The sequence below is a fragment of the Salinisphaera orenii subsp. orenii MK-B5 genome (assembly GCF_003788635.1).
In the GTDB taxonomy this organism is placed as follows: domain Bacteria; phylum Pseudomonadota; class Gammaproteobacteria; order Nevskiales; family Salinisphaeraceae; genus Salinisphaera; species Salinisphaera orenii.
In genome coordinates, this window is the sequence record NZ_AYKH01000001.1 from 174,201 (window position 1) to 199,640 (window position 25,440).

Annotated in this window: 31 protein-coding genes and 2 tRNA genes; 1 reads left to right on the forward strand and 32 read right to left on the reverse strand. The window is 62.9% G+C overall.

The genetic code is table 11. The annotated features are described in order from the left end of the window. Positions 1-23 precede the first annotated feature (23 nt). From pheS to uvrB, 8 genes are all read right to left on the reverse strand, one after another. Positions 24-1,025: a phenylalanine--tRNA ligase subunit alpha gene (pheS, locus tag SAOR_RS00875; protein ID WP_123589836.1), complete on the reverse strand. Its 1,002-nt coding sequence runs from the start codon at positions 1,023-1,025 to the stop codon at positions 24-26. A gap of 127 nt (positions 1,026-1,152) precedes the next feature. Next, positions 1,153-1,509: a 50S ribosomal protein L20 gene (rplT, locus tag SAOR_RS00880; protein ID WP_123589837.1), complete on the reverse strand. Its 357-nt coding sequence runs from the start codon at positions 1,507-1,509 to the stop codon at positions 1,153-1,155. A gap of 77 nt (positions 1,510-1,586) precedes the next feature. Next, positions 1,587-1,784 carry a 50S ribosomal protein L35 gene (gene rpmI, locus SAOR_RS00885; RefSeq protein ID WP_123589838.1) on the reverse strand — a complete coding sequence of 66 codons (198 nt, stop codon included), beginning with the start codon at positions 1,782-1,784 and terminating at the stop codon, positions 1,587-1,589. Between the two features lie 26 nt (positions 1,785-1,810). Further along, positions 1,811-2,350: a translation initiation factor IF-3 gene (gene infC / locus SAOR_RS00890; RefSeq protein ID WP_123589839.1), complete on the reverse strand. Its 540-nt coding sequence runs from the start codon at positions 2,348-2,350 to the stop codon at positions 1,811-1,813. Positions 2,351-2,454: 104 nt separating this feature from the next. Beyond that, complete coding sequence (gene thrS / locus SAOR_RS00895) at positions 2,455-4,362, reverse strand: threonine--tRNA ligase (RefSeq protein ID WP_123629792.1); 1,908 nt, start codon at positions 4,360-4,362, stop codon at positions 2,455-2,457. Between the two features lie 220 nt (positions 4,363-4,582). Continuing rightward, a tRNA-Val gene (locus SAOR_RS00900) sits at positions 4,583-4,659 on the reverse strand. Between the two features lie 25 nt (positions 4,660-4,684). Then, complete coding sequence (locus SAOR_RS16740) at positions 4,685-4,858, reverse strand: hypothetical protein (RefSeq protein ID WP_185015497.1); 174 nt, start codon at positions 4,856-4,858, stop codon at positions 4,685-4,687. A gap of 298 nt (positions 4,859-5,156) precedes the next feature. Beyond that, on the reverse strand, positions 5,157-7,175 hold the full coding sequence (gene uvrB / locus SAOR_RS00905) for an excinuclease ABC subunit UvrB (protein ID WP_123629793.1): 2,019 nt from the start codon (positions 7,173-7,175) through the stop codon (positions 5,157-5,159). A gap of 197 nt (positions 7,176-7,372) precedes the next feature. Between uvrB and SAOR_RS00910 the strand changes: the two genes are divergently transcribed. Then, a tRNA-Asn gene (locus SAOR_RS00910) sits at positions 7,373-7,448 on the forward strand. A 1,099-nt stretch (positions 7,449-8,547) separates the two neighbouring features. Here SAOR_RS00910 and SAOR_RS00920 read toward each other — a convergent pair. The 24 genes from SAOR_RS00920 to SAOR_RS01030 form a co-directional block, all read right to left on the reverse strand. Further along, the gene (locus SAOR_RS00920) at positions 8,548-9,222 is read right to left on the reverse strand and encodes a hypothetical protein (RefSeq protein ID WP_123629794.1); all 675 of its coding nucleotides are present in this window, start codon (positions 9,220-9,222) and stop codon (positions 8,548-8,550) included. Positions 9,223-9,231: 9 nt separating this feature from the next. Continuing rightward, on the reverse strand, positions 9,232-9,594 hold the full coding sequence (locus SAOR_RS00925; protein WP_123629795.1) for a hypothetical protein: 363 nt from the start codon (positions 9,592-9,594) through the stop codon (positions 9,232-9,234). Between the two features lie 160 nt (positions 9,595-9,754). After that, positions 9,755-9,946, reverse strand: coding sequence for a hypothetical protein (locus tag SAOR_RS00930; RefSeq protein ID WP_123629796.1), 192 nt, complete (start codon positions 9,944-9,946; stop codon positions 9,755-9,757). Continuing rightward, positions 9,946-12,351 carry a hypothetical protein gene (locus SAOR_RS00935; protein WP_123629797.1) on the reverse strand — a complete coding sequence of 802 codons (2,406 nt, stop codon included), beginning with the start codon at positions 12,349-12,351 and terminating at the stop codon, positions 9,946-9,948. The genes SAOR_RS00930 and SAOR_RS00935 overlap by 1 nt, the downstream gene beginning before the upstream one ends. A gap of 1 nt (position 12,352) precedes the next feature. Beyond that, positions 12,353-12,637 (reverse strand): phage tail assembly protein T, encoded by a 285-nt coding sequence (locus SAOR_RS16745; protein WP_425472086.1) that lies wholly within the window; start codon positions 12,635-12,637, stop codon positions 12,353-12,355. Then, the gene (locus SAOR_RS00945) at positions 12,589-12,990 is read right to left on the reverse strand and encodes a phage tail assembly chaperone family protein, TAC (protein WP_123629798.1); all 402 of its coding nucleotides are present in this window, start codon (positions 12,988-12,990) and stop codon (positions 12,589-12,591) included. The genes SAOR_RS16745 and SAOR_RS00945 overlap by 49 nt, the downstream gene beginning before the upstream one ends. Further along, positions 12,987-13,454: a phage tail tube protein gene (locus SAOR_RS00950; RefSeq protein WP_123629799.1), complete on the reverse strand. Its 468-nt coding sequence runs from the start codon at positions 13,452-13,454 to the stop codon at positions 12,987-12,989. Before SAOR_RS00950 ends, SAOR_RS00945 begins: the two co-directional genes overlap by 4 nt. Before the next feature lie 10 nt (positions 13,455-13,464). Further along, the gene (locus SAOR_RS00955; protein ID WP_123629800.1) at positions 13,465-13,884 is read right to left on the reverse strand and encodes an HK97-gp10 family putative phage morphogenesis protein; all 420 of its coding nucleotides are present in this window, start codon (positions 13,882-13,884) and stop codon (positions 13,465-13,467) included. Continuing rightward, positions 13,881-14,240 (reverse strand): DUF3168 domain-containing protein, encoded by a 360-nt coding sequence (locus SAOR_RS00960; RefSeq protein ID WP_123629801.1) that lies wholly within the window; start codon positions 14,238-14,240, stop codon positions 13,881-13,883. Before SAOR_RS00960 ends, SAOR_RS00955 begins: the two co-directional genes overlap by 4 nt. Continuing rightward, positions 14,237-14,566 carry a phage head closure protein gene (locus tag SAOR_RS00965; RefSeq protein WP_123629802.1) on the reverse strand — a complete coding sequence of 110 codons (330 nt, stop codon included), beginning with the start codon at positions 14,564-14,566 and terminating at the stop codon, positions 14,237-14,239. The genes SAOR_RS00960 and SAOR_RS00965 overlap by 4 nt, the downstream gene beginning before the upstream one ends. Continuing rightward, on the reverse strand, positions 14,566-14,886 hold the full coding sequence (locus tag SAOR_RS00970; RefSeq protein WP_123629803.1) for a head-tail connector protein: 321 nt from the start codon (positions 14,884-14,886) through the stop codon (positions 14,566-14,568). Before SAOR_RS00970 ends, SAOR_RS00965 begins: the two co-directional genes overlap by 1 nt. After that, positions 14,879-16,087 carry a phage portal protein gene (locus tag SAOR_RS00975; protein WP_123629804.1) on the reverse strand — a complete coding sequence of 403 codons (1,209 nt, stop codon included), beginning with the start codon at positions 16,085-16,087 and terminating at the stop codon, positions 14,879-14,881. Before SAOR_RS00975 ends, SAOR_RS00970 begins: the two co-directional genes overlap by 8 nt. A gap of 2 nt (positions 16,088-16,089) precedes the next feature. Continuing rightward, the gene (locus SAOR_RS00980; protein WP_221179825.1) at positions 16,090-17,409 is read right to left on the reverse strand and encodes a phage major capsid protein; all 1,320 of its coding nucleotides are present in this window, start codon (positions 17,407-17,409) and stop codon (positions 16,090-16,092) included. Between the two features lie 30 nt (positions 17,410-17,439). Next, positions 17,440-17,988, reverse strand: a complete 549-nt coding sequence (locus tag SAOR_RS16880; RefSeq protein ID WP_221179826.1) for an HK97 family phage prohead protease — start codon at positions 17,986-17,988, stop codon at positions 17,440-17,442. A gap of 15 nt (positions 17,989-18,003) precedes the next feature. Continuing rightward, positions 18,004-19,554, reverse strand: coding sequence for a terminase large subunit (locus SAOR_RS00985; RefSeq protein WP_221179827.1), 1,551 nt, complete (start codon positions 19,552-19,554; stop codon positions 18,004-18,006). Between the two features lie 32 nt (positions 19,555-19,586). Beyond that, on the reverse strand, positions 19,587-19,799 hold the full coding sequence (locus SAOR_RS00990; RefSeq protein ID WP_123629805.1) for a hypothetical protein: 213 nt from the start codon (positions 19,797-19,799) through the stop codon (positions 19,587-19,589). 14 nt (positions 19,800-19,813) lie between these two features. After that, positions 19,814-20,452, reverse strand: a complete 639-nt coding sequence (locus tag SAOR_RS00995) for an HNH endonuclease signature motif containing protein (protein WP_123629806.1) — start codon at positions 20,450-20,452, stop codon at positions 19,814-19,816. A 334-nt stretch (positions 20,453-20,786) separates the two neighbouring features. Beyond that, positions 20,787-21,791: a bifunctional DNA primase/polymerase gene (locus tag SAOR_RS01000; protein ID WP_123629807.1), complete on the reverse strand. Its 1,005-nt coding sequence runs from the start codon at positions 21,789-21,791 to the stop codon at positions 20,787-20,789. A gap of 79 nt (positions 21,792-21,870) precedes the next feature. After that, entirely contained in the window at positions 21,871-22,074 is a 204-nt protein-coding gene (locus SAOR_RS01005; protein WP_123629808.1) for a hypothetical protein, read from the reverse strand. Then, positions 22,071-22,277 carry a helix-turn-helix transcriptional regulator gene (locus SAOR_RS17260; RefSeq protein WP_342782553.1) on the reverse strand — a complete coding sequence of 69 codons (207 nt, stop codon included), beginning with the start codon at positions 22,275-22,277 and terminating at the stop codon, positions 22,071-22,073. The genes SAOR_RS01005 and SAOR_RS17260 overlap by 4 nt, the downstream gene beginning before the upstream one ends. Positions 22,278-22,888: 611 nt before the next feature. Continuing rightward, positions 22,889-23,086: a hypothetical protein gene (locus tag SAOR_RS01015; protein WP_123629809.1), complete on the reverse strand. Its 198-nt coding sequence runs from the start codon at positions 23,084-23,086 to the stop codon at positions 22,889-22,891. Continuing rightward, a complete protein-coding gene (locus SAOR_RS01020) occupies positions 23,083-23,289 on the reverse strand; it encodes a hypothetical protein (RefSeq protein WP_123629810.1) in 207 nt (68 codons plus the stop codon). Before SAOR_RS01020 ends, SAOR_RS01015 begins: the two co-directional genes overlap by 4 nt. Next, on the reverse strand, positions 23,282-23,482 hold the full coding sequence (locus tag SAOR_RS01025) for a hypothetical protein (protein WP_123629811.1): 201 nt from the start codon (positions 23,480-23,482) through the stop codon (positions 23,282-23,284). Before SAOR_RS01025 ends, SAOR_RS01020 begins: the two co-directional genes overlap by 8 nt. 423 nt (positions 23,483-23,905) lie before the next feature. After that, entirely contained in the window at positions 23,906-25,132 is a 1,227-nt protein-coding gene (locus SAOR_RS01030; RefSeq protein WP_123629812.1) for a tyrosine-type recombinase/integrase, read from the reverse strand. Between the last annotated feature and the right edge of the window lie 308 nt (positions 25,133-25,440).

A 25,440-nucleotide genomic window follows, 5' to 3' on the forward strand; every position in this document is an offset into this window, starting at 1 on the left:
CTCCCGGGGCCTTGGATGATCGATCAGGCGAACTGCGCGAGGAAACGCAGATCGTTGTCGTAGAACTGGCGTAGATCGGTGACGCCGTAACGCAGCATGGCCAGGCGCTCGATGCCCATGCCGAGGGCGTAGCCCGTATAGCGCGCACCGTCGATACCTGCGGCCTCGAGCACGCGCGGATGCACCATGCCGCAGCCGAGCACTTCCATCCAGCCGGAGCCGGTCCCCAGTGCCCGGCCGTCGATATCGACCTCCGCCGAGGGCTCGGTGAACGGAAAGTACGACGGCCGGAAGCGCAGCTTCAGCTCGGTCTCGAAAAAAGCCTCCAGAAACGACTGCAGCTCGGCACGCAGATCGGCGAAGTTCACCGCCTCGGCAACGTACAGCGCCTCCACCTGATGGAACATCGGGCTGTGCGTGCGATCCGAGTCGCAGCGATAGACACGCCCCGGCGCGATGATGCGTATCGGCGGCTGGCGGGCCTCCATGGTCCGGATCTGCACCGGCGAGGTATGGGTGCGCAACAGCAGCCGCGCGCCGTCGACATAGAACGTGTCCTGCATCGCCCGCGCGGGATGATCCGGCGGCACGTTCAGCGCCTCGAAGTTGTGGTAGTCGTCCTCGACCTCGGGGCCGGTCACCACTTCGAAGCCCCGCCGTGCGAACAGCGACTCGATGCGGCGCCGCGTCAGCGTGATCGGATGCATCGCACCCGGGCGACGGCCGCGACCGGGCAGCGTCACATCCACCCGCTCCTGGGCCAGCCGCTGCGCCCGCGCCTCGGCTTCCAGCACCTCGCGTCGCGCCGTGATCGCCTCGCCGAGTTCCTGCTTCAGGGCGTTGATCGCGCCGCCCGCCGCACGACGCTCGTCGGCGGGCAGATCCCCCAGCGTCTTCAGGCGCCGGGTCACGCTGCCCTTCTTGCCCAGCAGAGCTACGCGCTGGGCCTCGAGAGCCTGCAGATCACCGGCATCCGCGATCGCAGCCAGCGCCTCGCTGCGGAGACGGTCTAGATCAGTGGTCATGCGGGAGCGGCCTCCGGTCACGTTCTCATCGCGCAAAAACAAAAGGGAAAGGCGATGACCTTTCCCTTTGCAGCAAGCCGGGCGCGCGCGGGCGCCGCAGCCGGCGACCGCCGGCTCGTGACTCGGGTCAGGCCTGGGCGGCGCGCGCCTGTTCGACCACCGCGGCGAACGCAGCCTTGTCGCGCACCGCGAGATCCGCCAGAACCTTGCGGTCCAGCTCGATGCCGGCCTTGTTCAGACCGTTCATGAGCGCGCTGTAGGACAGCCCCAGCTCTTTCGCGCCCGCATTGATCCGCGTGATCCAGAGGGCGCGAAACTCGCGCTTGCGATTGCGACGATCGCGATACGCATACTGGCCGGCCTTGAAAACGGCCTGCCGAGCAACGCGATAGGTCCGGCTGCGTGCGCCGTAATAACCCTTCGCCTTCTTGAGAACCTTCTTGTGACGCGCCTTCGCCGTCACCCCGCGACTGACTCGTGCCATTTTCGCGTTACCTGCTGTATTTCAAACCGAAGCAGTCCGCCGACGGCGGACTGCGCGAACACTCTCGGGCGATGCGCCTACTTGTACGGAATCAACCGATCCATGGACGGCTGATCGGCCTCGGCCACCAACGCGCCCTGCGCGAAGCGACGCTTACGCTTGGTCGCCTTCTTGGTCAGGATATGGTTGCCGAACGCACGGCGCCGGCGCAGCTTGCCGCTGCCGGTCCGCTTGAATCGCTTGGCCGCGCCGCGGTTGGTCTTGAGCTTGGGCATAGTAGATCTCTGACTCGAACTGTGCGTTATTTCTTGCTGTGCTTCGGCACGCCCTTGAGCGGCGACATCACCATCGTCATCAGCCGCCCCTGCATTTCGGGGCGCTGCTCGACCGACGCCAGCTCTTCAAGGTCGTCCCGTACACGGTCCATCAACTCTTTGCCGAGCTCCTGATGGGCCATCTCACGACCACGAAAACGCAGCGTGATCTTGATCTTGTCGCCCTCTTCCAGAAACTCCTTCAACTTACGCAGCTTGATGTTGTAGTCGCCGGTATCCGTACCCGGTCGAAACTTCACTTCCTTGAGCTGCGTCTGTTTCTGCTTCTGCTTGCCGGCCTGCTGTGTCTTCTTCTTCTCGAAGATGTGCTTGCCGTAGTCCATGATTCGGGCGACCGGCGGCGAGGCATTCGGCGACACCTCGACCAGATCGAGATCGTACGCGCCGGCACGCTCGAGCGCCTCCTCGATCGGCAGTATCCCGATCTGTTCCCCGTCCGGGGCGATCACGCGGACTTCGCGCGCAGTTATCGCATCGTTGCGACGATCCTTTTGTCCAGAAGCGATTTCGGCGTCCTCCTTAGCTTAGCCGGTCGTCCGCGCGGGCAGTCCACCCGACGCGAAGCGCGCGAGTATAGCAGATGCGCACGAACGTTCCAGCCATCGAACCGTTATTTTCTTTCCGAGACACGCTGCAGCGCCATCGCCACGAAGTCCGCCACGGTCATGCGTCCCAGATCCTCGCCTTCGCGGGTCCGGACCGCCACCGCGCCGGCCTCGACCTCGCGGTCGCCGACCACGAGCAGATACGGCACGCGCTGCATCGTATGTTCCCGGATCTTGTAGCCGATCTTTTCGTTTCTCAAGTCCGTTTCCACACGGAGACCGGAATCGCGGAGCTGTTTCTCGGTTTCCTGCAGGTAATCGCGCTGGGCATCGGTGATGTTGAGCAGCACCGCCTGGCTCGGCGACAGCCACAGCGGCAGAGACCCCGCATAGTGCTCGATCAGGATCCCGATGAAACGCTCCAGCGAGCCGAGGATGGCCCGATGGATCATCACCGGCACCTGCCGATCGCCCTGCTCGTCGACATAGCCGGCGCCCAGCCGCTCGGGCATGGAGAAATCGAGCTGGGCAGTGCCGAGCTGCCAGACCCGGTTGAGGCAGTCGCGCAGCGAGAACTCGATCTTGGGCCCGTAGAACGCGCCTTCGCCGGGCTGCAGGTCGAAGGCGAGGCCCTTGTCCTCGAGACACTGTTGCAGCGCGGCCTCGGACTTGTCCCATACCGCGTCGGAGCCCACGCGTTTTTCCGGACGCGTTGAGAGCTTGATCAGCACCTCGTCGAAGCCGAAGTCGGCATAGACTTCGTACAGCAGATCTATGAACCTGGAGACCTCGTCGCCGATCTGGGATTCGGTGCAGAAGATATGCGCATCGTCCTGCGTGAATCCGCGCACGCGCATCAGGCCGTGCAGCGTGCCCGAGGCCTCGTTGCGATGACAGGAGCCGAATTCGGCCAGGCGCAACGGCAGGTCGCGGTAGCTCTTCAAGCCCCGGTTGTAGATCTGCACATGCGCCGGGCAGTTCATCGGCTTGACCGCGAACTGGCGGTCCTCCGAGCCGGTGATGAACATGTCGTCGGCGAATTTCTCGGCGTGGCCGGATTTCTCCCACAGGGACAGGTCGATCAGCGACGGCGTGTGGACTTCCTTGTAGCCTTCGCGATCCAGCCGCGCACGGATATAGTCGGTGATCTGCAGATAGATCTGCCAACCGCGGTCGTGCCAGAAGATCATGCCCGGCGCTTCTTCCTGAATATGGAAGAGATCCTGCTTGCGGGCGATCAGGCGATGGTCGCGCTTCTTGGCCTCCTCGAGGAATGCCAGGTGCGCCTTGAAATCCTTTTCGGTGGCCCAGGCGGTACCGTAGATGCGCGTGAGCATCTCGTTGTCGGAGTCGCCGCGCCAGTAGGCGCCGGCCAGGCTCATCAGCTTGAAGTGGCGCAGATGCCGCGAGTTGGGCACGTGCGGGCCCGTGCACATGTCCACGTAGTCTTCGTGGTGATACAGCGCGATCGTCTCGCCTTCCGGAATCTCGCGGACGATTTCCTGCTTGTAGGGCTCGCCACGATCGACGAACGTCGCCAGCGCCTTGTCGCGGGTGACCACTTCGCGGATCACCTCGTGATCGCGGTCGGCCAGCTCGTGCATGCGCGCCTCGATGGATTCGAGATCCTCGGGCGTGAGCGTGCGGCCGATGTTGATGTCGTAGTAGAACCCGTCGTCGATGACCGGGCCGATGGCCATCTGCACATCGGGATACATCGTCTTGAGCGCCTGGCCGAGCAGATGCGCACACGAGTGACGAATGATATCGAGACCGTCCTGCTCGCGGGCTGTGACCAGTTCGACTTTCGCATCGTGATCAATGGGAACCGACGCATCGGCCAGTTCACCATCGATGCGCGCGGCGAGCGTGGCCCTGGCCAGGCCGGCGCCGATCGATTCGGCGACCTGCATGCCGGTCACGGCATGATCGAACTGTTTGACGGTACCGTCGGGGAGCGTGATCGCGGGCATCGCGGTGTCCTTTCAGTGGCGGCCGATACCAGGGGCCGCGTGCGTGGCGCCAGCGGAGACGGACCGCTGGAACGTAAAAGGCCGCCAACATGTGTCGGCGGCCGATCCGAAGTCCGGCTTGCACGACTCGGGAGACCGGGCGGATCCGACCTCGCAAAGCCGGATACCGACGTCGTGTGACCGAACGGCAACCGAGACAAGGCCGCGGTTGCGAAAGATCTGGTAGGCGCGGCCGGATTCGAACCAGCGACCTCTACCATGTCAAGGTAGCGCTCTAACCAACTGAGCTACGCGCCTAGCGAAGTGCGAGACGATACCGCCATCAGAACGGCGGGACAACCCTTTCGACGCAAAAAATCGCCTGCACGGCGCCGACGAAGCCGCCCACCGAGACATTCCGAACGCCGCCATAGCGGCAGACGCTTCCGGGCGGCCGTAAGGACGGCTCGAGGTCGTCGTCGTTCCTGGCCACCGCGTTACACCGCTGCGTTTTCATGCGGCCCTCTTTGCGCAGGCGAGACGACCGCATCGCCCCCTCTTGCGCCAGTCGATCGCCGCTCCCCGCCGGCCAGCGCGCAGCCTACGCCTTGGTCGCGATACGTCAAACACATGGCGAAGCGGCGACCGGACACGCGAGAATCGGTCAGGCGCGCCGCAAACAGCGGCTGGACGCATCGCGCGGGTCGACGCCTGCAATAATTCGGAGCGGCTCGGCACCGACCGCAAAGCACCGCCCCGGCCTGTTCGCCGATCGCGTGTGCCGCGGCTCGATCGTCACGAGCCGCGAAATCGAATCATCCAGCCTTCGCAGGGAGTTCCAGTGCGTGTTCGCGGATTTTCGCGATCCGATCACGCAGTTCGCCCGCCTGCTCGAACTCAAGGTTCTCGGCGTGCTTGAACATCTGCTTCTCGAGCTTGTCGATCTCCTTGGCCAGCTGGCTGGCCGACATGCGCGCATAGTCGGCGCCGACCTCGGCCACCTTCTTGCGCTCCTTGGCGCTCGAGTAATCCTCGTAGCCGTGACGCATGACGTCGGCCACCGCCTTCTCGATCGTCTTCGGCGTGATGCCGTACTCCTCGTTGAAGGCGATCTGCTTGGCGCGGCGCCGTTCGGTCTCGTCGATGGCGCGCCGCATGGAGCCGGTGACCTGGTCGGCGTAGAGCACCGCCCGGCCCTCGACGTTGCGCGCTGCCCGGCCCATCGTCTGGATCAGCGAGCGCTCGGCCCGCAGGAAGCCCTCCTTGTCGGCGTCGAGCACCGCCACCAGCGCGACCTCGGGGATGTCCAGCCCCTCGCGCAGGAGATTGATGCCGACCAGGACGTCGAACTCGCCCAGCCGCAGATCACGGATGATCTCGCTGCGTTCGACCGTGTCGATATCGGAGTGCAGATAGCGCACCCGCACGCCCGCCTCGTGCAGATATTCGGTCAGATCCTCGGCCATGCGCTTGGTGAGCACGGTCACCAGCACCCGCTGTTCGCGCGCCACCACGTCCCGGACCTCCGAGAGCAGATCGTCGACCTGATTCTCCGCCGGCCGCACCTCGATATCCGGGTCGACAAGCCCCGTCGGGCGCACGACCTGTTCGACGGTGTTGTCCGCGTGCTCCGTCTCGTACGGGCCCGGCGTGGCTGAGACGTAGACCATCTGCGGCGCCACGCGCTCGAACTCCTCGAACTTGAGCGGCCGGTTGTCCAGCGCCGAAGGCAGACGGAAGCCGTACTCGACCAGCGTCTCCTTCCGCGCCCGGTCGCCCTTGTACATGCCGCCGATCTGGGGAACGGTCACGTGCGACTCGTCCAGCACCATGATCGCGTCGTCGGGCAGATAATCAAGCAGACAGGGCGGCGGCTCGCCCGGCGCGCGCCCGGAGAGATAGCGCGAATAGTTCTCGATGCCGGAGCAGAAGCCGATCTCGTTGATCATCTCCAGATCGAAGAGCGTGCGCTGTTCGATCCGCTGGGCCTCGATCAGCTTGTTCTGCGACTCGAAGTATTTAACCCGCTCCTTCATCTCGGCCTTGATCTGATCCATGGCCCCGACGATGCGATCGCGCGGGGTGACGTAATGCGTCTTGGGATAGATCGTCAGCCGCGGCACCTTGCGGTTGATCGTGCCGGTGAGCGGATCGAAATAGGACAGCCGCTCGATCTCGTCGTCGAACAGCTCGATGCGAACGGCCTCCTCATCGGCCTCCGCCGGAAAGACGTCGATGATCTCGCCGCGTACGCGATAGGTGCCGCGTTCCAGCGCCATGTCATTGCGCGTGTACTGCAGCTCGGTCAGGCGCTTGACGATGTCGCGCTGGCCGATCGTCTCGCCCTCGTCCAGATGCAGCACCATCGCGAAATAGGCCTGGGGATCGCCCAGACCGTAAATCGCCGAGACCGACGCCACCACGATCGTGTCGCGCCGTTCGATCAGCGCCTTGGTCGCCGACAGCCGCATCTGCTCGATGTGCTCGTTCATCGACGAATCCTTCTCGATGAAGGTGTCCGACGACGGCACGTAGGCTTCGGGCTGGTAATAGTCGTAGTAGGAGACGAAATATTCGACGGCGTTGTTCGGGAAGAACTCCTTCATCTCGCCGTAGAGTTGCGCGGCGAGCGTCTTGTTCGGCGCCATGATCAGCATGGGCCGCCCCGCCCGCATGGCGACGTTGGCCATCGTGAAGGTCTTGCCCGACCCGGTCACGCCCAGCAGCACCTGGTGCGCCAGGCCGTCGTCCAGCCCTTCGACGAGCCCCTCGATGGCCGCGGGCTGGTCGCCGGCCGGGTCCCAGTTCGCCTGCAATTTGAATCGATCGCTCATGAGATGGAGGTTCGGCCTGTGCACTAAAAATACAAGTGGGCGCGCCGAGGAAAGCCGCGTGGCCGGGCCGACGCGAACGCGTCCGAGAACAAGCTGACGCATCGCCGCCCGATTCACCGGCCGGACGGCTTGCCAAGTACCGCATGTCACCCTAGAATACGCGACCTTCGCCGCAGGGCGATGCATGCCAACGCCGTTCCCCGGTAGCTCAGTTGGTAGAGCGGGTGACTGTTAATCACTAGGTCGGCGGTTCGAGCCCGTCCCGGGGAGCCAACAAAATCAAGGGTTTAGAGAAAATTTCCAGCTTCTCTAAGCCCTTTTTTTATGGCCGGGGTACAAACCGGGGTACAACCGGATTTCCCCAAACCGCGAGGCTTGCACGCTGCTCTCGCCGAGCGCACAGACGACGCCTTCACTCCAGCTTTGGAGCCCCGAACACTCGGCACAGGTCGGCATAAGACCTTGGCCCGAGATTGGGCATAGACTCCGGCCGGATTGAGCCGTCTCGCAGCCCCGCCCGGATCGCTTCCGGCGTGTCATAGCCTGCGCGCTTCAGCATCGTGACCGTCTGCGGCCTCAAGCCGTCGTACCAACGTGGATCCCGAGCCCGCCGGCGCATGACGCGGTCGTAACGCTTCACAATCTCGGACGCGCGCTGACTGGACGTCCTCGGCCGCCCCTGAAACCTCGCCAGCCGTTCGGCGATCGCCGGGTAGGTATATCCCCGCTGCCTCAACAGCCAGGCCAGTCGGTCGCGCCGTTTGAGCTTTGCCATGGGCGAGAATTTAGCACCTCGCTGGCGCAGCGCCATCCCACCGTGATGCGACGTAAAAAAAGCCCGCCGAAGCGGGCTCGTTATCAACTGCGTGGGCGCGTCGCGTTTATCGGACCTGAATCGACTGCGACGTGCAGTCCCCATTCGATACAGTCCCCATAAAGGCATTGAGCTTGACAGTGCACTTTTCGACGTTGAGACCACTGCGGCCGTCACTAGAGATGTTCGTGACGTACGGGCCAGCGGTCGTGCATCCGACCAAACCGGCTGCGATCACGGTAAGTGCCATTATTTGCTTCATTTTTCTCCCTCGGTTTTTGCGCGCATATCGCGCCCGAGGAGCGTAAAAGCGAGCAAAGTCCCATGCAAGCATCAAGTCACAAGCTGGGCCTTCGGCAGCCCCAGAGATAGAAAGCCCCCACCGGCACCGCCGATAGGGGCTATGTCGGCCACGCGGTCAAGGAGCATGCCCGTAGGCAAAAAACCGCTGCCGGCCGTCGGGGTTTTGTCATGCACGGCACTCGCCGACTAATCCGCGTCCGTCCTAGAGCCTGGCTCGGGCGACGGCAGCCCACTCGATTGTTGGTAATAACCCCGCTAGGCAACTGCGGCCGCTTCAGCGCCCTGCACGACCCGCGCGCCGTCCGAATCGACCGACGCCAGGGTGTAGTCGTCGGAGAGCAGCACACCGGCCCGCAGGCGGCGATGTTCACACTGCCATTTCTGATTGGCGAACATGGCGTCGAAGAACTCGGGAACACGCCGGCCGCAGCGCGCCTGTTCGGCCAATGCCTCGGCGCGATCAATACCCGGCGCGTCTCCGCTGAGATGTGGCGAGTGCATGACCGCGCCCGCCGGCAACCGGACCGGCACGAAGTCGTTCTCGGCCTGATAGAGCAGACCGATCACACGCCCCTCGGCGGCACTGAACCCGGCATGCAGGACATAGCATTCACGCAACGCGGGCTTGTAGTGATGGAAGATCCGCCGAAGCTCGTCGGTCGCATAGCCCGCCAGCCCGTCAATGTCGTCGCCGCGCTGATCGAGCACATGAAGCCACGCCATGCCGTACACGACCGATCCGGCGATCCCCATGAGCAGGCGCCGGTCCGGAAATACTTGAACCTTGCACGCCTCGCCGAGCGATTGCGCCCGAAAGACGTAATCGGATGCGGTGACATCCTTCGCCGGCATGCCGCGCGAGTCATACGTGGAATGATCCTGTGCCATCCAGGCACGGTCATCAGTAATCAGGCAATTCAGGACCGTCATAGAAACACCTCAAGTGAGTCGGGACGTGGATAGGCGGATCGTCAACGCTGTCCATGCCACTGTTGCTGCTAGGCCGCTCAAGCCGAGGAAACCAACACTGCCCGCAGCTGCAGCACCGGCCGCCGCAGAGCCAATCGCCGCAGCCGCCGCAACGACCAGGCCCGTCGGCACAGCCCGGATCACCACATAATCGCCCTCGATGGGCTCATGCGTGGCGTACTGTTCGAGCGGGATCACGCGGTTGTTGACGATCACAATCGCGTGGCGCTCGGGCGGAACCATGTCCGCCACGGTGCAACCCGTATCGACCGTCAAAACGTGGCGCGTGTCTTCGAGAACCACGGGATAGACTTCTGCCGTGAACGTACTCATGGTCGCTCCATCAGCGAAACGAAATAGATGCCGGCCACGCGGTCAGGAGGGCCCGTAGGCAAAAAAACCGCTGCCGGCCGTCGGGGTTTTGTCATGCACGGCACTCACCGACTAATCCGTGTCCGTCCTAAGAGCTTTCGCCCGGGCGACGGCAACCCTCTCACTTGTTGCGCTCGTAATACTCGACCATGCGGTCATAGACGCCGCGTATGGCGCGCTCCCGCACGTCGTCGGATTCAAAGGATTCATCCGCGATCTTGACGATCGCCAAGCCCAATATGGCGGCGGCGCTTTCGGGTTTCTCGGTGCGCAGCAGCTCCCGTGCAATCCAGCTCGCCCGCTGTTCGTACATCACGCCGCTCCCTTGCGTTTGAGGTTGAAAATGTTCTGGAAACTGCGACTCATCGGGCCACGCTGGGCCATGTCGCTAACGACCACGCTCGTGATCTGATTCTCAAGCGTCTTCGCAAGGCTCTGCTGATCGCGTTGACGTTCTTCGCCCGTCTTGCCTTCGGCTTCGTTATAAGTCACGTACTGATTCACGACCGGGCCGCTATTCGAGCCACCTTGAGGAATCGCATGGTTGGGAATGACAGTCGTCGGCGTACGCGGGACGATCAATTCCGGGCCGTTCTCGCCGACGATCGAACCCTTCCCGATAGGCGGATTGCCGCCCTTGGCGAAGAAGCCGCCGAACTGAGACTGGACGCCCGTGCCGATGCCGCCGATGCCCGCGTCGGCAAACGACGTGCCGATGCTGGCCGAGCTGGGGCCAAACATGCTGCCGAACATGCCGCCGAGCGATTTGCCAGCGGCGCCCAGCAGGCCGCCGAGCTTGCCGTCGGACGCGAAGGAGTCACCCAGCAGCGCCCGGTTGAGCTGCGCCGCCTGCGCCTGCGCGGCCATTTCGAGCAGCATATTGCTCCAGCTCTCGAGAATGCCGTCGAAGTTGCCCGCCAGGGTCTGCTTGAGCGTGCGGCCGAGCGTGTCCTGCACGTTACGCGCCGCCTGCTGGGCGAACTCACTCATGCGGTTGTATTGCTCGCCCGTCATCTGGGCCACTGCCTTGGCGCGCTCGGACTGGATACGGGCCAGCACCTCGGCCTTTTTGCCCGCATCGTTGTAGTAGAGCCGCGCATACTCGGCGAGCTTGTCGTACTTGGCCTTCACGGACTCGACCGTGCGGTTGCCCTGGTTGAATTGATCCAGGGCATCGCGGGCGCGATCGGACATGCTGTAGATTTCGGGCCGCTTCGGAACCTCGACGCGCTGAACGGACGTGCCGGAGGCGGTGCCGCCGGTCGGAGTCGTCGGCGTGGGCTTCGGCGGGCCACCGCCAAAGTCGGCCATATCAATGTCGCCGGACTTGAGCTGCTGGAGGCGTTTCCGCTCCTTGTATAGCCGCTGGCTGATATCGGCGAGCTTCGATTGATTCTCGATCGCCTGCCGGTCGTAATCGTTCGCCAGCTTCTGGCTGGTCGCCTGATTCGTGGTGGCGTCGGTCACGAGCCGCCGCGACATGGCGACCTTTTCCATCTCCTGCGCCTGCTGCGAGACCTGTTCCTGCAGCTTCGTGACGACTTCCTGCTGCTGGAATATCGCGTTCTGGCGCTGTGCCTTGGTCAGCTCACCCCACTTGCGGGCGAGCGTGTCGATCTTGTTGGCCTGTTCGTTGACCTCGGAGCGGACATCGTTGGAGCTGCTGATCCACTGATACGCGGCACTGGCGGCCAGCAACAGCACACCCGCCGGCCCGCCGAGCAGCGCCAGAGCACCCTTGAGGCCGCGTATCGCCACGGCCGCCGTTGAGGCCGCCACACCCGCGCTGCGGACCGCTGCGGCGGCACTCCGGGCGGCCAGAGCGAAGGCCGACCAGCCGACGTTCACCACGGCCGCGGTCAGGCGCGCACCGATGAGCGTTGCGGCGACCTCGACCACACGGATGATGCGGTCCATGTTCTCCACAACCGCCTGCGTGGCGCGGGTAAACGCTTTGGCGAAGGACTGGATTGTCGGGGCGAGCTCGACGATCAGGGCATTGATCACGCCCGTGATCGAGGCGCCCATCTGATCGAACGACCGGGCCGCGTCGGTGATCCGGTTGGTCTCGAACGCAGACAGGGCCGTATTCATCTCGACGGCTTCGCCGGCAAATCGCCGGAGCTCCGTCGCGCCCTCCCGTAGCAGCGGCAACAGCGCCGAGCTTTCAGAGGCCAGGCTCTCGAGGATGTAGACCTGTTGTGCCTTGGGCAGCCCCTTGATGGCCTCGCCGATGCGCGTGAGCTGATCGACGATACTCAGCTTTTGCAGTTTCTCGGCATCAAGGCCGATCTGCTGCAGGACTTCGTAGCCTTCGCCCGACTGCGACATGGCCGCTTCGCCGATGCGCTCCTGCAGATCCTTGACCAGCCCCAGCGCGTCGTCGGCCTGACCGCCCACCATCGTTATCGCGTACTGGAGCTGCTGGAACTCGCCGGTTGCCACACCCGTGGCCTGCGCCATGGCGTTGGTACGCTGGACGGCCTGCGCCTGCTGGGACGCGAAGTAACCCAGCGCCGTGGCTGCGCCGCCCACGACCGTGCCGAGACGGGCGAACGTCCGCCCGAGTTGCCGCGCATCATCCGCGACCTTGCGAAAGTCACGCCGCGCCCGACGGGCAAAGCGTTCCATCTCGCTTTCGGCGCCTTTCAGATTCCGCGTGAACCCGCCCGTGCGGGCGATCAGGTCGATGCTGAGTGTGCCGAGACTGCCCGCCATGTCAGCTCACCAAACCCATCGATTCAAACGCGCCCAGCGCCTGCTCGAAGTCGATACCCGACGAACGATCCTGTGTCTTCGCCATGCCCGGCATGAAGTCGCTTGGTTCGGCCTTGCCGCCCAATGCCTGCACGATCATCGCCTGCACCCCGGCCAACTGGACTTCCAGCCGGGGCGCCGTCGCGATCGCGCCGTGCTTATTGCGGTAGGCCAGCCACATCATCGTTTCGGGATAGCTCAGGCGCTCGCGGGCTTCGGCGACCGTGCAGCCGAGGACTTGCGCGATTTCGAGCCAGAACTCGGTGCGGGCGTCGAGGCTTTTGGGTCGCCGGCATCCTCGCCCACGCCGTTGACTTCCATGACGTGCTCGGCGAACACCGTCGCAAGGTTCGGATCGAGGCTGTACGCCTGCTCATAGGTCAGCGCCTCGTCACCGTTGTCGCCCAGCCGAACCGCCTTGCTGATCATCTCGGCGGCCTGCGAGGCGTCCAGGTTCTCGCCGTTATAGATGCGATCCACATCGCCAAACGAGAGCTTGCGGACGTAGAACGTGATCTCGCTGCCGTTCCAGTGCGCCATGCGCTGGGTCAGCTGCGATTCGACGATGCCGCCATTGGCCTTCAGGTCCTCGATATTCATGCGGCGCTCGCCTTGCTGACTTCGACTTCACCCGTGATCTGAATGCCGACAGAGGCACTCACGACGCTGTTCTGCTCGAAGGAGAACTCGACGCTGGTGATGAAGCCGTTGAACGCGATGCCGCTACGCGACGTGAACGTGAGCTTGTCTTCGGCGAAGGTGGGCTCTTCATCGCCGTCGGAAAAACCGATGGCCCAGGCGGCGGTCGTGCGGTTCTTGCGCATGGTCTCGAGCAGCATGTGCGACGTGTTGCCGGTATCGAACCGCACGTCGAAGCTCAATTCGCCGGGGCTCGACAGGCCGGGAATATACTGGCGGCTCTTGTCGCTGAGGCACGTCGTTTCGATCGATTCCTGCGTCGCGCCCGCACCGCTGATCGAGGTCGGACAGCCGATCTCGACCACCGACGGGGTGCCGGAATCGTCATGCACATAAAGGGCGGTTTCTTGCGTAGGCGTTGCCATCGTGATTCACCTATTCGGTCTGTTTGCGGATGCCATCCCAGAGGTCGTCTGCGAAGGCGTTGAGAGCTTCGGTCTGCTTGGTGTCGGCCGATCGGCGCAGCACCGGGTTGGCCTGAATCTGGCTGGTGCCGAGCAGCACGAACTTGGCGTAATGAAATGTTTCGCCCGGCTTGGAGTCCTTCACGCCGACGGCAACGCCCAGGTCGCCGCCGCTGGCCTTAACGGCGCGCTTGGGCAGCGATCGCGTGGTGATCTGCTTCCACACCCGGTCAGGCGTTTCCGGCCGGTCGAATTGCTTGGCCTGTCGCCGCGCCTCGGCCTGTATGGGCTTGGCGGCGGCGCGCAGGGCATGGCGCGTGACTTTCTTCTGCACCTTCGCGTCGAGCTCGCTCAGGCTGCGCTTGATGCCTTCGAGACCTTCGACTTTCATGACGCCCGCCGATGGAACAGCGAGACGTCCAGCGAGTAGCGATGCAGGCGGGTCTCGTTCTCGAAGGATGGAATCGCGCCCGAGAGCACGTTGCCGTGCTGCGCCACACACCGCGTCACTGCCCCGGCCAGTGCCCGCGCCTGCGTCGGGTCGCCGGCGTACACGTCGATCTGGATGCGCTGCTGGTCGTCCGTCGGGCCCAGGGCGAGCGTGTTGTAGGGCACGCTGGAGATGGGCTGCCAGACGATGAACGGGGTCTCGGCGTGTTGCCGTGCGACCGTCATGTAGATCCGATCGGCCACGGCCGCCGCAATGTCCGTATCGGCGGCGAGTATCGGGTAGATGTTGGCGATCATGGCGAGACCTCACTGCACATCAGCGTCAGGTGGTCCCGGCCCGAGCCGTCATCGGCCATAACCGCTTCGATCCGGTAGGTCTGGCCCCGGTGCTGCAGCCGCATGGTGGCGTTCACGTCATCGCGGTAACGGATCGTGACGCGCGTCGAGACCTCGGACTGCACCTGCTGCGCGGCGAAGTACTCGCGGCCGGACTGCGGCGCCACATGCGCCCACACACGGGCCAGAGTCACCCAATCGACGATGATCTCGCCGTATTCGCTGCGGGTCTCCTGCTGGGCCTGCAGGGTGACCTTGTGGCGGAGTTGGCCGGCGGAGACCTGCATCACGCCACCGTCGGCTTGCGAAGCGGCTGCAGCAGCGCCGTGGCGCCGGGGCCGAGGCTGTAGCCCTGCATGAACCAGTCGACCTGATTCTTCTGCTGCGGGCCTTCCCGCTGGATGTACTGGCGGGACAGCTCGACCAGCGCGGCCAGCCGGACGCATTCGTGCAGGTCGCCGTCGGCGTCATGGAGTCGCGATTCGGATCCGCACCACAGGACGATGGCGTTGCGCACGGGCGGGAGCGCCATGGTCAGCCAGGCCGTATCGTCGTCGTCCAGGCGGAGATGTTCCTTGGCTTCTTCGGCCGTGATGATTTCAGCCATTGGTGTTCCCCACGCTGGACAGCGGCACGTCCTGCTGTTGCACGAGCAGCTGATCGCCGCCGGGGGCCGGGGGTAGATCGAACTGCTTGCGGGCCTCGTTGCGGCTATAGATGCCGTCCGTGACCAGGCGGCCGTAGACTTCGGCCCGGCGACCCTGATCCATGCGCACCAGCTGGTCGGTGTCGAGCTGGACGTACTGCCCTTGCGGCAGATTCAGCGAGCGCGTGAGCAGCGTCTCCATTGCGTTGACGTGCTGCTGCAGGCCGAGCACGAAGTAGCTCAGCATGTATTCCGCCGGCTTCTGGCCCGACGGCAGGGATTCCGCGCCGACGATGAACGGCGGGATACCGAACGGCTGGCAGATCGACTTATCGGAGAGCTGGAGCTGCTCGACGACCTGCGAATCGACCGCATTGGAGCCGAAGGGCGTGTACTTGGCATCTGCGCCCACGACGCGCGTGTCGGTGGGCTTGGTGTTCGACCAGTAGTCTTTCAGCGCCTTGGCGTCGTCATCGGATAGGCCGGCCGGCACGGTCAACAGGCCGCCCAGCACCGAGCCGTTGCTGAACAGCTCGGCGTTGTTCCGGTGGATGTGGAACGACTTGACCGCCGTCCAGTACGCCGCCGTGACGGGCGGCACGCCGATCAGCTGGTGATACAGGCAGGGGCCGCGATCATGGATCACGTCGCTGGCGGGGATGGTGATCTGACCCTCGCCGAACGCCTCGGGGAGCAGGTTCTGATTGCTGCCCAGGCTGAGCCGATAGAACACGCTGCCGGACTCGCTGACCAGCGGCTGCACCTTCGTCCAGTCGAGGACGAACATCTGACCGCCAGCCTTGAGCATCAGGGCATTGCCGTGCTGCAGCTTCGACAGGCTCCACGCCCGGCGGAACGCATCGGGCGTCTGGTAGTCGTTCGGGGACTCCAGGGCGCGGGCCTTCGCCGGCGTCTCGATCGTGCGCGGGATGCCGTTGCTGTCCTTCTGCTTGACGTGCCACGGCAGGTTCCCGATATCCGAGCTGATCCGATCAAGGCACGCGAACAGCGTCGGGCTGGACGTGACCAGCGCGTCCTGACGCACTTCGACGTTGCGCTGCCAGGCGCCGGTGAACGGCTCCAGAATCCGACGCCAGCCGCCCGAGTTATACCCGGACGGCTGATCGGTTGCGGCCTTGGTGCGGAAGGGGCTCCAGCGCATCTTTACGCCGCCGCTTCACCGTAGGCTGCGCCCGTGATGCGGGCTACGCTGTTCGTACGGCGCGGCATCCAGTTCAGGCGCTGCTCGACACGGAAGGCCGACAGATTGTTCTGCCAGAGCGAGACCAGCGAGCCGGTGCCGTCCGGGCTGTCGTTCATCTCGATCGAAGCCTGATCGGACATGCTCAGCTCAATGCCGCCGTCCGTGGCCCAGTAGATGTTGTCGGCGTCTACCAGGTAGATATCGCCCGCGGTGACGTACTCGCTCACGACAACCGGAAGGCCGCCCAGCGTGCCGCCGTTCATGCCGATGCCGGGGAACTCGGGCTGGCCGAGGGTATTGGTCATCAACGAGATGGCAAGCGCGGTGCTGCCGTCCATAACCCACGAGCAGCCGCTCACGTTGCGATTGTTGGTAATGAACTGGCTGAATACCGCCTTCATGTCGGTTCGCAGCGCTTCGGCATCCGTGCCAGAGGCTGCGATGCCGGTCACACCATCGGTGATCGAGGCCGGCTTGACGTTCGCGGTGCCACCATTGCTCGGATCGATGAAGCTGGTGTCGATCTGCATCCGCAGGGCATCGACCAGAGAATCGCGGATCAGGGCATCGGCGGCCGGGCTGGAATCGCGCAGAAGCTCCATCGAGGCAACCGCGATGCTCGCGACCTTGAGCGGGTCCAAGCTGGTCTGGCTGAAACCCTGCGACGTGGCCGGCTTCGGGCTACCTTCGCCTACCCAGTTCGCGGAACCGATCGAGTCCTGCGCAATGAGCGGCACACGGAAAGGCACGCTGCGCATCGGCAGATTACCCACGATGGTGCGGGGCATGAGGTAAGCCACGAAGTCGCCGTAGACCCCCGACTCGGTGACAAGCCCGTTGTCCGACGTCTGCGGATTCACCGCGGCCTTGGTCATGATGGCCTCGGTCGTCTTCACGATCCGTTCATCGCCGTAAAGACGCTCTGCGATCTGAGTTGCGTCCCGCTTCTCGATACTGCCCAGGGCCAGACAGCGGGCCGCCTTGGCAAAGCCGATGCCGCCGGACAGGTCCGACGTATTCTTGGCCTGGCGAAACTGCGTGCCGGGCTGGCTCTTGTCGACCGGCTCGGCGTTGGCCTGCTCGGTGGTCAGCATCTTTTCCAGCCGCGCCACGTCGGCGTCGATCTGCTCGATCTCGGTCTGGAGCTCGTCGACGCTGGCCTGCTCGTCGCTCGACAGGCTGCGGTCCTCGTTGGCGGCCTTGTCGGTGAACTCGACCTGTTTCTCGAACGCGGCCTTGCGGCTGTCCTTGTACTGCGTGATCTGTTCGGCGATGCCCATAGCGTTACCTGCAAATTGTTGAATAAGTCTTCAACCGTTACGCAAAATAAAATGCGTCTTCCGGAGAGAAAAGCCGTGATGCGGCGTGGTGATTGGCGTCGGCATTGACGCCGAAAGGCTCTTGATCGTCTGAATCGAGGCGTCCTGATTGGCCGGCACGGTCACGGCGGAGAGTTCCAGCCAGTCCCATGCGCTGATCGCCATGCCGCCGTCCTCGCGGGGCTCCCATGCCTTGGGGACAAACCCGATCGAAAGACCGCGAACTAGGCCGCTCTTGATGCTCGCCCAAGCTTCTTGCAATCGCCCGGTCATGCCGCGCGGCATGTCGTCGGTGGGCTGCGTGATGCTGGCGCTGATCTCGATGCCGGCGTCGGTGATCGAGGCGGTCTTCACGTCGCCGATGGGCGCGCCGTGATCGTGTTGCCACAGCAGCGGGATCGGCAGGGAAAACTGTGCGCCCTTGGGATCAACCGTGTCTCGCATCCGGTCAGGCGTCGGCGTCGAAGCGATGCCGGTGAAGGTCCAGCCGTCGCTATCGGCGGCCTTGATTCGGAGCGTCGAATACAGGCGGTTGTACATATATACAGTTTACCTTCATAAACTGAAAAGTGCAAGCTTCTTCGTCATAGGCTCGGGATTAAGCGCCATAATTGCAGTCGCATCGAACAGCGCCATCAGCGGATCGATCTTGCCGCGCCCGCTGGCCTGCTTGGTGATCAGGATCGAATTGGCGCGCGGCTCCACCCGTGCATTGCCGACCGCCCAGCGCATAAGCCCTTGGTCTGCCGGGATGAACGACCCATCGGCCAGCCAGCGTTCGGCGGTACTGATCGCACTACCGAGCTTCCAGCCCTGCGAGATGCCGATGATCTTGTCTTCGGGCACGCCGGCATTCTGGATTGCCTCAACAATCTGCCCGATTCCGGCGGGATCACAGCCGATTTGATATAACTTTCGCGACGCTTGAACCTTCGCGCACATCGCGGCCAGCTGCTCGATGTCCGGCCCGACCGTGGGCACGATGGTTAGATCGCCGTCCTGCTCAAAGCCCCGCAGCGTCGGCGCAAGCTGTTCCCGGCGCTGCAGGGCGATCTTGGCGCACCATGCGTGCGCCCATCCCAGCTTGCGCCCCGTGCCGCTCTCGCGACCGACCACGTACAGGCCCAGCAGGTCATCGAGGCCGCCGCCATCAACGCCGATCGTCACGACCTCGCTGCGGTCGATCAGGGAATCCAGCGTGAGCGGGGTCTCGTTGCTTTGCCAGTAGTCCGCGCCGGCCCAGCGATCGGTGCGGAGGGCGAGACCGATCTCGACGTTGAGATGTTTCGCGAGGAACCGCTGGAGCCCGCCGTCCTGCTTGTGCTCGACCTTGCGGTATTCAGCGAGCAGCCAGCGCCGCGAGACGGATGCGTCCAGGTTCGGATTCGTGAGCTCGAAGGCCCGCTCTATATCGCGCGAGTAGTCGACCCCCGTGGGGAGTTCGTACAGCACCGGCAGGAACGACGGATCATCCACTTCGCCGTCGCGGACCTGACGGGCATATTGCAGCTTGTCGCGGAAGACGCCGGCGGGCGGTTCGTCAGATTGTGTGGTCAGGTAGAGCGCCCAGCCTTCCTTACGGCTCGCCATGCCACCCATGGCTTCCTGAAGCGCGCTCTCGGCGCGGGCAATGCCACCCAACAGCCATAGTTCATCGACCAGCACATAGGAGGCCCGTTTACCGGCCAAGCTGTTGCTGTCGAGGCTGACGACCTTGAGCACGTTGTCGTTGACGCGGTGCTCGATCGACTTGAGATGGTCGCGAACGTGGAAGACGGCCGACAGGTCGGGGTCGGCGCGGACCATGCCCGCCGCGATGCTGAAGGTTGTGTTCGCGGTCTCGCGGGTGGCGGAGAGCAGCAGCAGCTCGTCGTTCTGGCGCTCGTGGAGGATCAGCGCCACCAGCATGATTCCGGCCGATATGGTGCTCTTGCTGTTCTTTTTCGGGATCAACAACAAGTATTCCCTGATCTCCTGCTCTCCGGTCTCGGGATTCAGGCCGCCGAAGACTGAGCGCACGAAGTCGAACACCCATTCCCGGCACACGTCGGCCATCGTGGGCTGGCCGGTCATGTCCGGCACGTGCAGCCGTGAGAACAGCTCCACGGCGCGTTCGGCCGACTCCGGGTAGAGGGCCACTACTTCACTAGCTTGAGGCGCTCAGCAGCCTCTACAGCGCTGTCCTTCTTCTGATCCTTGGCGCCCTTGCCCTGATAGTGGTTCACGGACTCTTTGTAGTGCGACAGCACCGCCTTGGCCGCCGTCTGCCGGTCCTTCGCGGCGAGATTCTCGTCTTCGATCTGCTCGCGGAGCAGGCCGAGCGCCTGTTCGATGTCCTGTGCCTTACTCATAAGTTTAGCCTCGGCTAAGTTTTGGCCTTTAAAAAATCTCCGTGGGGTCGCTGGGTGTTGCAGCTATCATCGCCATCGCCATATATCCAGCTCCCCGCCCGTCGCGTCCTGGCACGCTCGGTAATCTCGGTGGCCGTCTTGTCTCGGTGGCACGGCTGGCACAGCACCTGCGCGTTGTCGTCGCCTGTGTCGCCGCCATCGCAGAGAGGCGTCACGTGGTCCAGTTCAAACGATTCAAACGCCACAACGGCCGCACAGGACGCACAGCGCGGGCTCTTCTTCCATACGCGAAGCCGCTGGGCATCACGTTGGGAGGTCTTGAGCCGTCGCGCCATGTTCGCCCGCTGGCCGAGCGTCGGCAGGCGCCGAGCTTCAAGCGTCCGCAGGTTATTGGCGCGGAGTGTCTTCATAGCCTCATTATAACATTTGAATGAGTGTTGAATTGTTGTCTCGCTGATCAGATCACGGGCCTGCTGGCAGACGGTGCGGGCGCGTTTGGTGGCGCGGTTGGTGTCCTTCTTGCTTTTGCCGGTGGCTTTAGCGGTGGACTCGGCGAAGCCTTCGTCGCCCGGCGCGGCAGATTGATACGTGGGACAAGTTGTCCCACGTTCCTGCTCTCGCATCGCCTCCCAAACCTCCTTGCGCCGCTGCATATGCTCGGCGTACTCGGTGGCGGACGGATCTGCGACTAGTCTCAAAGCTGTCGCCGAGTCTCGTTTCGATGCGCATTGTCGCGAGACGCTAGTGCGATTCCGCGGGCAGCCCGGCTTGTATGCGTGACACGCCACGGGTTCCCATGTGCTCCATCAGGGCGACCTGTTCCATGCTTAGCTGTTCGTAATCCATCGTTGCCTCGTTGGTTTCGGTTTTTCGTCACGCCCAATGGGGTTCCATCGCCTGTATGACACCCAGGGCAGAGGGGGATGTGTCTATTTCTTATAGGTGGTCGATTTCGACCGGTCTTGGGGTTAAGTCATTGATTTATCGTTACGCGGGCCACGAGAACAGGCCTGCGCCATATTTAGATGACGGCCGGCGTTCCTCGACTACATACCCGTGTTGTTTTAGATACCGGCGTGCAGCTCGAAGCCGCTTCACGTTGAACGGAACGACCTTGTTCGCCATTGCGTCAGCAATCAGGAACTCGTCACGGCCCCAGTGATTGCAGCGCAGGATCGACAGCAAGATGTAGGCGTCCGGCTGGTCGAACGCGAGCGTGTTGATCTCGTCGTTCAGAAGGCGTGTGTGAGGCTGTGAGGCGTAATTCTCGCCTCGCACGGTGTACCCCCATGCCGAAGCCACGGTGCGCTGTACTTCGCTGTCGGGCAGCGCTGGATCGAACGTCTCGATCGCATATTGGCGAGCCTTGGCTAAAAGGTCAGGTTCGCTCTCACAGTTATGGGCAGCCCGCATCGTGTAAGTGAACAGGGCATGATTTCGCCGACCTGTGGTGATAGTCCGGTCGCGCGGTTCTTCGACGCCGTCATCGTTGATCGGATCGGGGAGATTGCGCAGCTTCGGCAGATCGGATAGGTCTTCCAGATCGCCGACGATGATCTCGTAGTTGCCTTTATGGCCCTGGCTGGGTGCAGCTACGGTCATACCGCCGCCTAGCAGGTCGATCCTGTGACCCGGCCACCGGCGTTTCGTGGTATCACGCGGTTCGCCGTTATTACGGTAGTACGCTTGGAAATTGCCGCCTTGGCTGCGAACGATGAACGAGGATTGACCGTGCCAATCCATTGCGTCGGCCAGTAGTTTTTCGTTTGGCTCGTCGATGTCCAGCACTGTGATACCGCTTCGGCGTAGGTCGATGCCCAGCGCATCGGTATCCGCAAACTTGGTCGCATCGGCCCAGGCTCGGCGCGTGTTATCGCCGGCCTTCAGGTATCCACGCACAGTCGGGCGTGTGCCCTCCTCGTCGATATTGACGGGGAAGACACGCACGCCGGCGTCAGCGTAGATTGGTGCCCAATCCGCGAAAATGCCCATACCGCGAGCGGCGCGGGCGCGACAACGCTGTTATAATTACGTCAGTAGATAGGGCGCTGTCGTGCCCGCTTTCAGCCGCCTAGGATTCGTCCTCGGCGGCTTTTTCTCGCAGGGCCTCGACGTCCGTAACCTCGAACACGTGATACTGATCACCCAGCTCGACGCTGACTTGCTTAGCCAACAGATATTCCTGATACGGCCCGGATACGGAGCGTTTCGGCTGCACGCTGCCGTCGTCGGTGAGTCGGATTTCGGCGACCATATAGAAGGTGCGGGTACTCATGCCGCCCCCTCAGCCGCTTGGAACATCGCTTCGACATCAGCAGCGCGCCAGCGAGTCACGCCTGCCGAGAGCTTGATCGGTTTCGCGATTAGGCCTTTATCAGCCCACCGCCAAACGGTCGAGGGATGCACGTCCAGCACCTTTGCGATGCTAGACGCACTGTAGAAACGCGGCTGAACCGCAGGCAGGGTCGTAGCTTTCATCGGTCGCTCCGTATGTGTAGAGAGCGCCCGGAGTCGTGGCAACGTTGTTGACACGTACCGACAAATTGTCGGATGCTAAGGTTGCGATAAAAGGCCCTAGCCTCCGGGCTTCCTTTCCCGCCCTCCTCGCCGAAATACCACTAACGGCGTCGGGGGCGGTTTTACGTCTAGCTTCAGTTAGTAAAACATCGTCTGTTGCTCGTATTCCTCGGATAAGGCCGCAACCAAGTGCCGCGTCCTTATGAGTTAAAACTCTACCCCACTAGATAGTGTGGTCAAGCCGCCATTCAGTGCGTATTGAACGCCGTATTTATCGAGTTAGCAGTAGTTGGCACTCAATGGCACTCAGTGGCACTCAGTGGCACTCAGTAGTTTTTAGTTGCCTTGATTATTTTTTCCAAAATTATTGAAAATTGACCTCCAGGACTTCGCTCGCGCGCGCTATTGCTCTCCCTCTGCGCTTCGTGCGCTACGCATCGCTTTAGCTTAGTGAGCTGGCGAGTTCATACTTTGTGTTCCGGCATGAAAACCGGCGGACACGACAACGGGGATATGTAGGCGCTGCCGTGCCCGCTTGATTTATCTATTGCCCGTAGTTCCGGGAATACTCATCATTGGCTCTCCTTGCCGTGCACCGCGTTGTGGATCTGTTCGATCTCTTCGCGGATCATCAGGATCGACGCAGCGATCTTGTTCGCTTTCTGCTCTAACTCACTGGGACTGCCGAACACGACTTCGCCGTCGAGATAATCCAGCAACACGAGCGCTCGCTCGGTGTGGTTTTCGGCTATGTCTTGCAGATTGCTCATACATCCTCCTCGTCGTAGCTCTTAACCTCGCAACAGTGCACACAGCGGCTCGGCTCGACGCGGCGAATCAAGTCACGCGCATTGCGGGCTTCGTCGGGATCATCGAACGGGCCGGCCACGAACTCGGTGACGGTCCGGCCGCCGGCGAGGTCGAAACGCTCCATGACGTAATATTCGCTGGTGGGTTCAGGGAACTCACTCATCGGTCGCCCCCTCCTGCAGCTGTTCGCGCAGGGCGTCGAGCTCGTTCGTCAGCTCGGCGATCCAGAGCGTGGCGTCGTGGATCTCGGAGAGGTCGGCGGAGCCCGTCATAATCTTGCGATTGATGTCGGCAACAAGCAGCTGGACGCGGCTAATGGTGGTCATCATCGCGTCGTCGATTTCATCGGGCATCATGCCGACACCTCCCGGCGAGCCAGGCGGCGGGCTTCGGCCATGTGGCGGTTATAGCGCTCAAGCCGGACGGCAAGGCTAGAATCGGATCGCAGGGCCGCGTAGGCCATGTGACGGTGGGCGTATGCGCGTGTCGCGCGGAATGGGATTTTCATTGTGGCTCCTATTTGACTGGAGCCATCCCCCACTGTCGCCAAACAATGAAAGGAGATGGCTGTACGCAGGTTGGCGAACCGGTCAAATAGGAAGCCGGCAGACCTTGCGGTCTCCCGCGCACAGCCACCATGGGAAGCGGGCACAAAAAAAGCGCCTGCTGAATAGTGGCGCTTGTGCGCCTATTTGATCGAGTCGCCAAACCCGGCCCCCGAATTTGCGGGGACAGATTCAATCTGCCACGGCTGCGGCGATGATGCAAGCAAACCGGGCCTACCGAGCCATCGGCACAACCTTGTTCTCTCTCTCGCCGTCGATGACGGCCTGCAGAGCACTAGCCCATGTATCGAGCGCGGCCCGCTTCTCCAGGTCGTAGGAATGCCGGTCGTAGACGCCGCCGATACTTCGGTCCTTGTGATTGAGCACCTTGTCCACGATCAGGCGATTGAACCCTAGTTCGCCCAGGCGCGTCCCTACAGTCCGTCTCAGGTCGTGCGGCGTATATCGTGGCTCCCACCCGTCGAAGATCCGTTCCATCGCCTGTACGGGCGCATAGCTCGTCAGGTGGCCGGCTTCACTGCTCGCCGCGAACAGGTGCTCGTCGCTGGCGGTATCCATCGCCTCGGCGATCACGTCGAGTGCCATATCGGACAAAGGCACCGTCTGGTCGAGTCCGTTCTTGGTCCGCCGACCCGGAATCATCCAAACCGACTTATCGTGATCCAGTTCGGCCAGCGCCAGCCCGCAGACTTCACCGCTGCGTTGCCCGGTCAGCAGCATGAGCCGCAGGGCCAGCCGGGTCGCGTGGTGCATCGGCAATGCCTTGTCAGATTCGCCATACGGCGCTGTAACGGCCCACAGGTGGCGGATCGCATCATCGGTCAGCACTACGTCGCGCGAACGCTCAGCGGTCAGCTTGATGTGCTGTGCGGGCGACAGGTCGAGCACGCCCCGCTCCACCGCGAAGCCGAACATCTTTCGCACCACGGCATAGGTCCGGTTGGCCATCGTGTCCGCGCCACGATCTCGGATGCGGTCCAGCACGCCGACAATATCCCGGCGGTGCACCGCGTCGAGCCCGATCTTGCCGATATACGGGGTCACCTCGCGGTCGAGAATCCGCTTGTCGGTCGCCCACGACTTCTTGTTCACCTTGGCGTGACGTTCGATGTACTCCTCGGCGAACTCCTCGACCGTGGGCATCCGGTCGCGTACCGCCTTCGCCTTCTGCACGTCGCCAGCCGGATCGCTGCCTTCGGCCAACGTCTCGTGATGGTCCAGCACGGCCTTGCGTGCCGCCGACAGCTTCATGGCCGGCCACTCGCCCAGCGACAGCACGCGGGGTTTGTCATGGAACTGATAGCGCATCCGCCACGACTTCCGCCCGCTTGGGTGCACGCGCAGGTAGAGGCCGGTCGTCTGGGCGTCCCGGATATCGGTCCGCTTGGCCGGTTTCGGCATGTTCTTGAGGACCGCTTCGGTCAGCTTCTGGGATGGCATAGCACACCTCACTAGGTCCGCTGGGGTACAATCTGGGGTACAATTTCGGGCGCAGTGTCATGCTACGCCATGCAACAGACTGAAGCGAGAGATTCCTTTTACGATGCTGTTTTGACTATATTTTTTTGGCTATCGCGCAGTTTATCGCTATGCCATGAAAAGCCGCCACGACTTTCTGTTAATCACTAGGTCGGCGGTTCGAGCCCGTCCCGGGGAGCCATTCCGAGGCCTCGATGGCCTCGAGCCAGGTTGGCACCATACCCTCATTTCCGAATTGTTCTGCGAAACCAGTCGCGGACCGTCTCCGC

Bases quoted from the DNA above. Each gene is read 5' to 3' on its own strand.
- pheS (WP_123589836.1), bottom strand. From the start codon at position 1,025: ATGACCACTGATCTAGACCGTCTCCGCAGCGAGGCGCTGGCTGCGATC.
- rplT (WP_123589837.1), bottom strand. From the start codon at position 1,509: ATGGCACGAGTCAGTCGCGGGGTGACGGCGAAGGCGCGTCACAAGAAG.
- rpmI (WP_123589838.1), bottom strand. From the start codon at position 1,784: ATGCCCAAGCTCAAGACCAACCGCGGCGCGGCCAAGCGATTCAAGCGG.
- thrS (WP_123629792.1), bottom strand. From the start codon at position 4,362: ATGCCCGCGATCACGCTCCCCGACGGTACCGTCAAACAGTTCGATCAT.
- SAOR_RS16740 (WP_185015497.1), bottom strand. From the start codon at position 4,858: ATGAAAACGCAGCGGTGTAACGCGGTGGCCAGGAACGACGACGACCTC.
- uvrB (WP_123629793.1), bottom strand. From the start codon at position 7,175: ATGAGCGATCGATTCAAATTGCAGGCGAACTGGGACCCGGCCGGCGAC.
- SAOR_RS00920 (WP_123629794.1), bottom strand. From the start codon at position 9,222: ATGACGGTCCTGAATTGCCTGATTACTGATGACCGTGCCTGGATGGCA.
- SAOR_RS00925 (WP_123629795.1), bottom strand. From the start codon at position 9,594: ATGAGTACGTTCACGGCAGAAGTCTATCCCGTGGTTCTCGAAGACACG.
- SAOR_RS00930 (WP_123629796.1), bottom strand. From the start codon at position 9,946: ATGTACGAACAGCGGGCGAGCTGGATTGCACGGGAGCTGCTGCGCACC.
- SAOR_RS00935 (WP_123629797.1), bottom strand. From the start codon at position 12,351: ATGGCGGGCAGTCTCGGCACACTCAGCATCGACCTGATCGCCCGCACG.
- SAOR_RS00945 (WP_123629798.1), bottom strand. From the start codon at position 12,990: ATGAATATCGAGGACCTGAAGGCCAATGGCGGCATCGTCGAATCGCAG.
- SAOR_RS00950 (WP_123629799.1), bottom strand. From the start codon at position 13,454: ATGGCAACGCCTACGCAAGAAACCGCCCTTTATGTGCATGACGATTCC.
- SAOR_RS00955 (WP_123629800.1), bottom strand. From the start codon at position 13,884: ATGAAAGTCGAAGGTCTCGAAGGCATCAAGCGCAGCCTGAGCGAGCTC.
- SAOR_RS00960 (WP_123629801.1), bottom strand. From the start codon at position 14,240: ATGATCGCCAACATCTACCCGATACTCGCCGCCGATACGGACATTGCG.
- SAOR_RS00965 (WP_123629802.1), bottom strand. From the start codon at position 14,566: ATGCAGGTCTCCGCCGGCCAACTCCGCCACAAGGTCACCCTGCAGGCC.
- SAOR_RS00970 (WP_123629803.1), bottom strand. From the start codon at position 14,886: ATGGCTGAAATCATCACGGCCGAAGAAGCCAAGGAACATCTCCGCCTG.
- SAOR_RS00975 (WP_123629804.1), bottom strand. From the start codon at position 16,087: ATGCGCTGGAGCCCCTTCCGCACCAAGGCCGCAACCGATCAGCCGTCC.
- SAOR_RS00980 (WP_221179825.1), bottom strand. From the start codon at position 17,409: ATGGGCATCGCCGAACAGATCACGCAGTACAAGGACAGCCGCAAGGCC.
- SAOR_RS16880 (WP_221179826.1), bottom strand. From the start codon at position 17,988: ATGTACAACCGCCTGTATTCGACGCTCCGAATCAAGGCCGCCGATAGC.
- SAOR_RS00990 (WP_123629805.1), bottom strand. From the start codon at position 19,799: ATGAGTAAGGCACAGGACATCGAACAGGCGCTCGGCCTGCTCCGCGAG.
- SAOR_RS00995 (WP_123629806.1), bottom strand. From the start codon at position 20,452: ATGCAGCGGCGCAAGGAGGTTTGGGAGGCGATGCGAGAGCAGGAACGT.
- SAOR_RS01000 (WP_123629807.1), bottom strand. From the start codon at position 21,791: ATGGGCATTTTCGCGGATTGGGCACCAATCTACGCTGACGCCGGCGTG.
- SAOR_RS01005 (WP_123629808.1), bottom strand. From the start codon at position 22,074: ATGAGTACCCGCACCTTCTATATGGTCGCCGAAATCCGACTCACCGAC.
- SAOR_RS17260 (WP_342782553.1), bottom strand. From the start codon at position 22,277: ATGAAAGCTACGACCCTGCCTGCGGTTCAGCCGCGTTTCTACAGTGCG.
- SAOR_RS01015 (WP_123629809.1), bottom strand. From the start codon at position 23,086: ATGAGCAATCTGCAAGACATAGCCGAAAACCACACCGAGCGAGCGCTC.
- SAOR_RS01020 (WP_123629810.1), bottom strand. From the start codon at position 23,289: ATGAGTGAGTTCCCTGAACCCACCAGCGAATATTACGTCATGGAGCGT.
- SAOR_RS01025 (WP_123629811.1), bottom strand. From the start codon at position 23,482: ATGATGCCCGATGAAATCGACGACGCGATGATGACCACCATTAGCCGC.
- SAOR_RS01030 (WP_123629812.1), bottom strand. From the start codon at position 25,132: ATGCCATCCCAGAAGCTGACCGAAGCGGTCCTCAAGAACATGCCGAAA.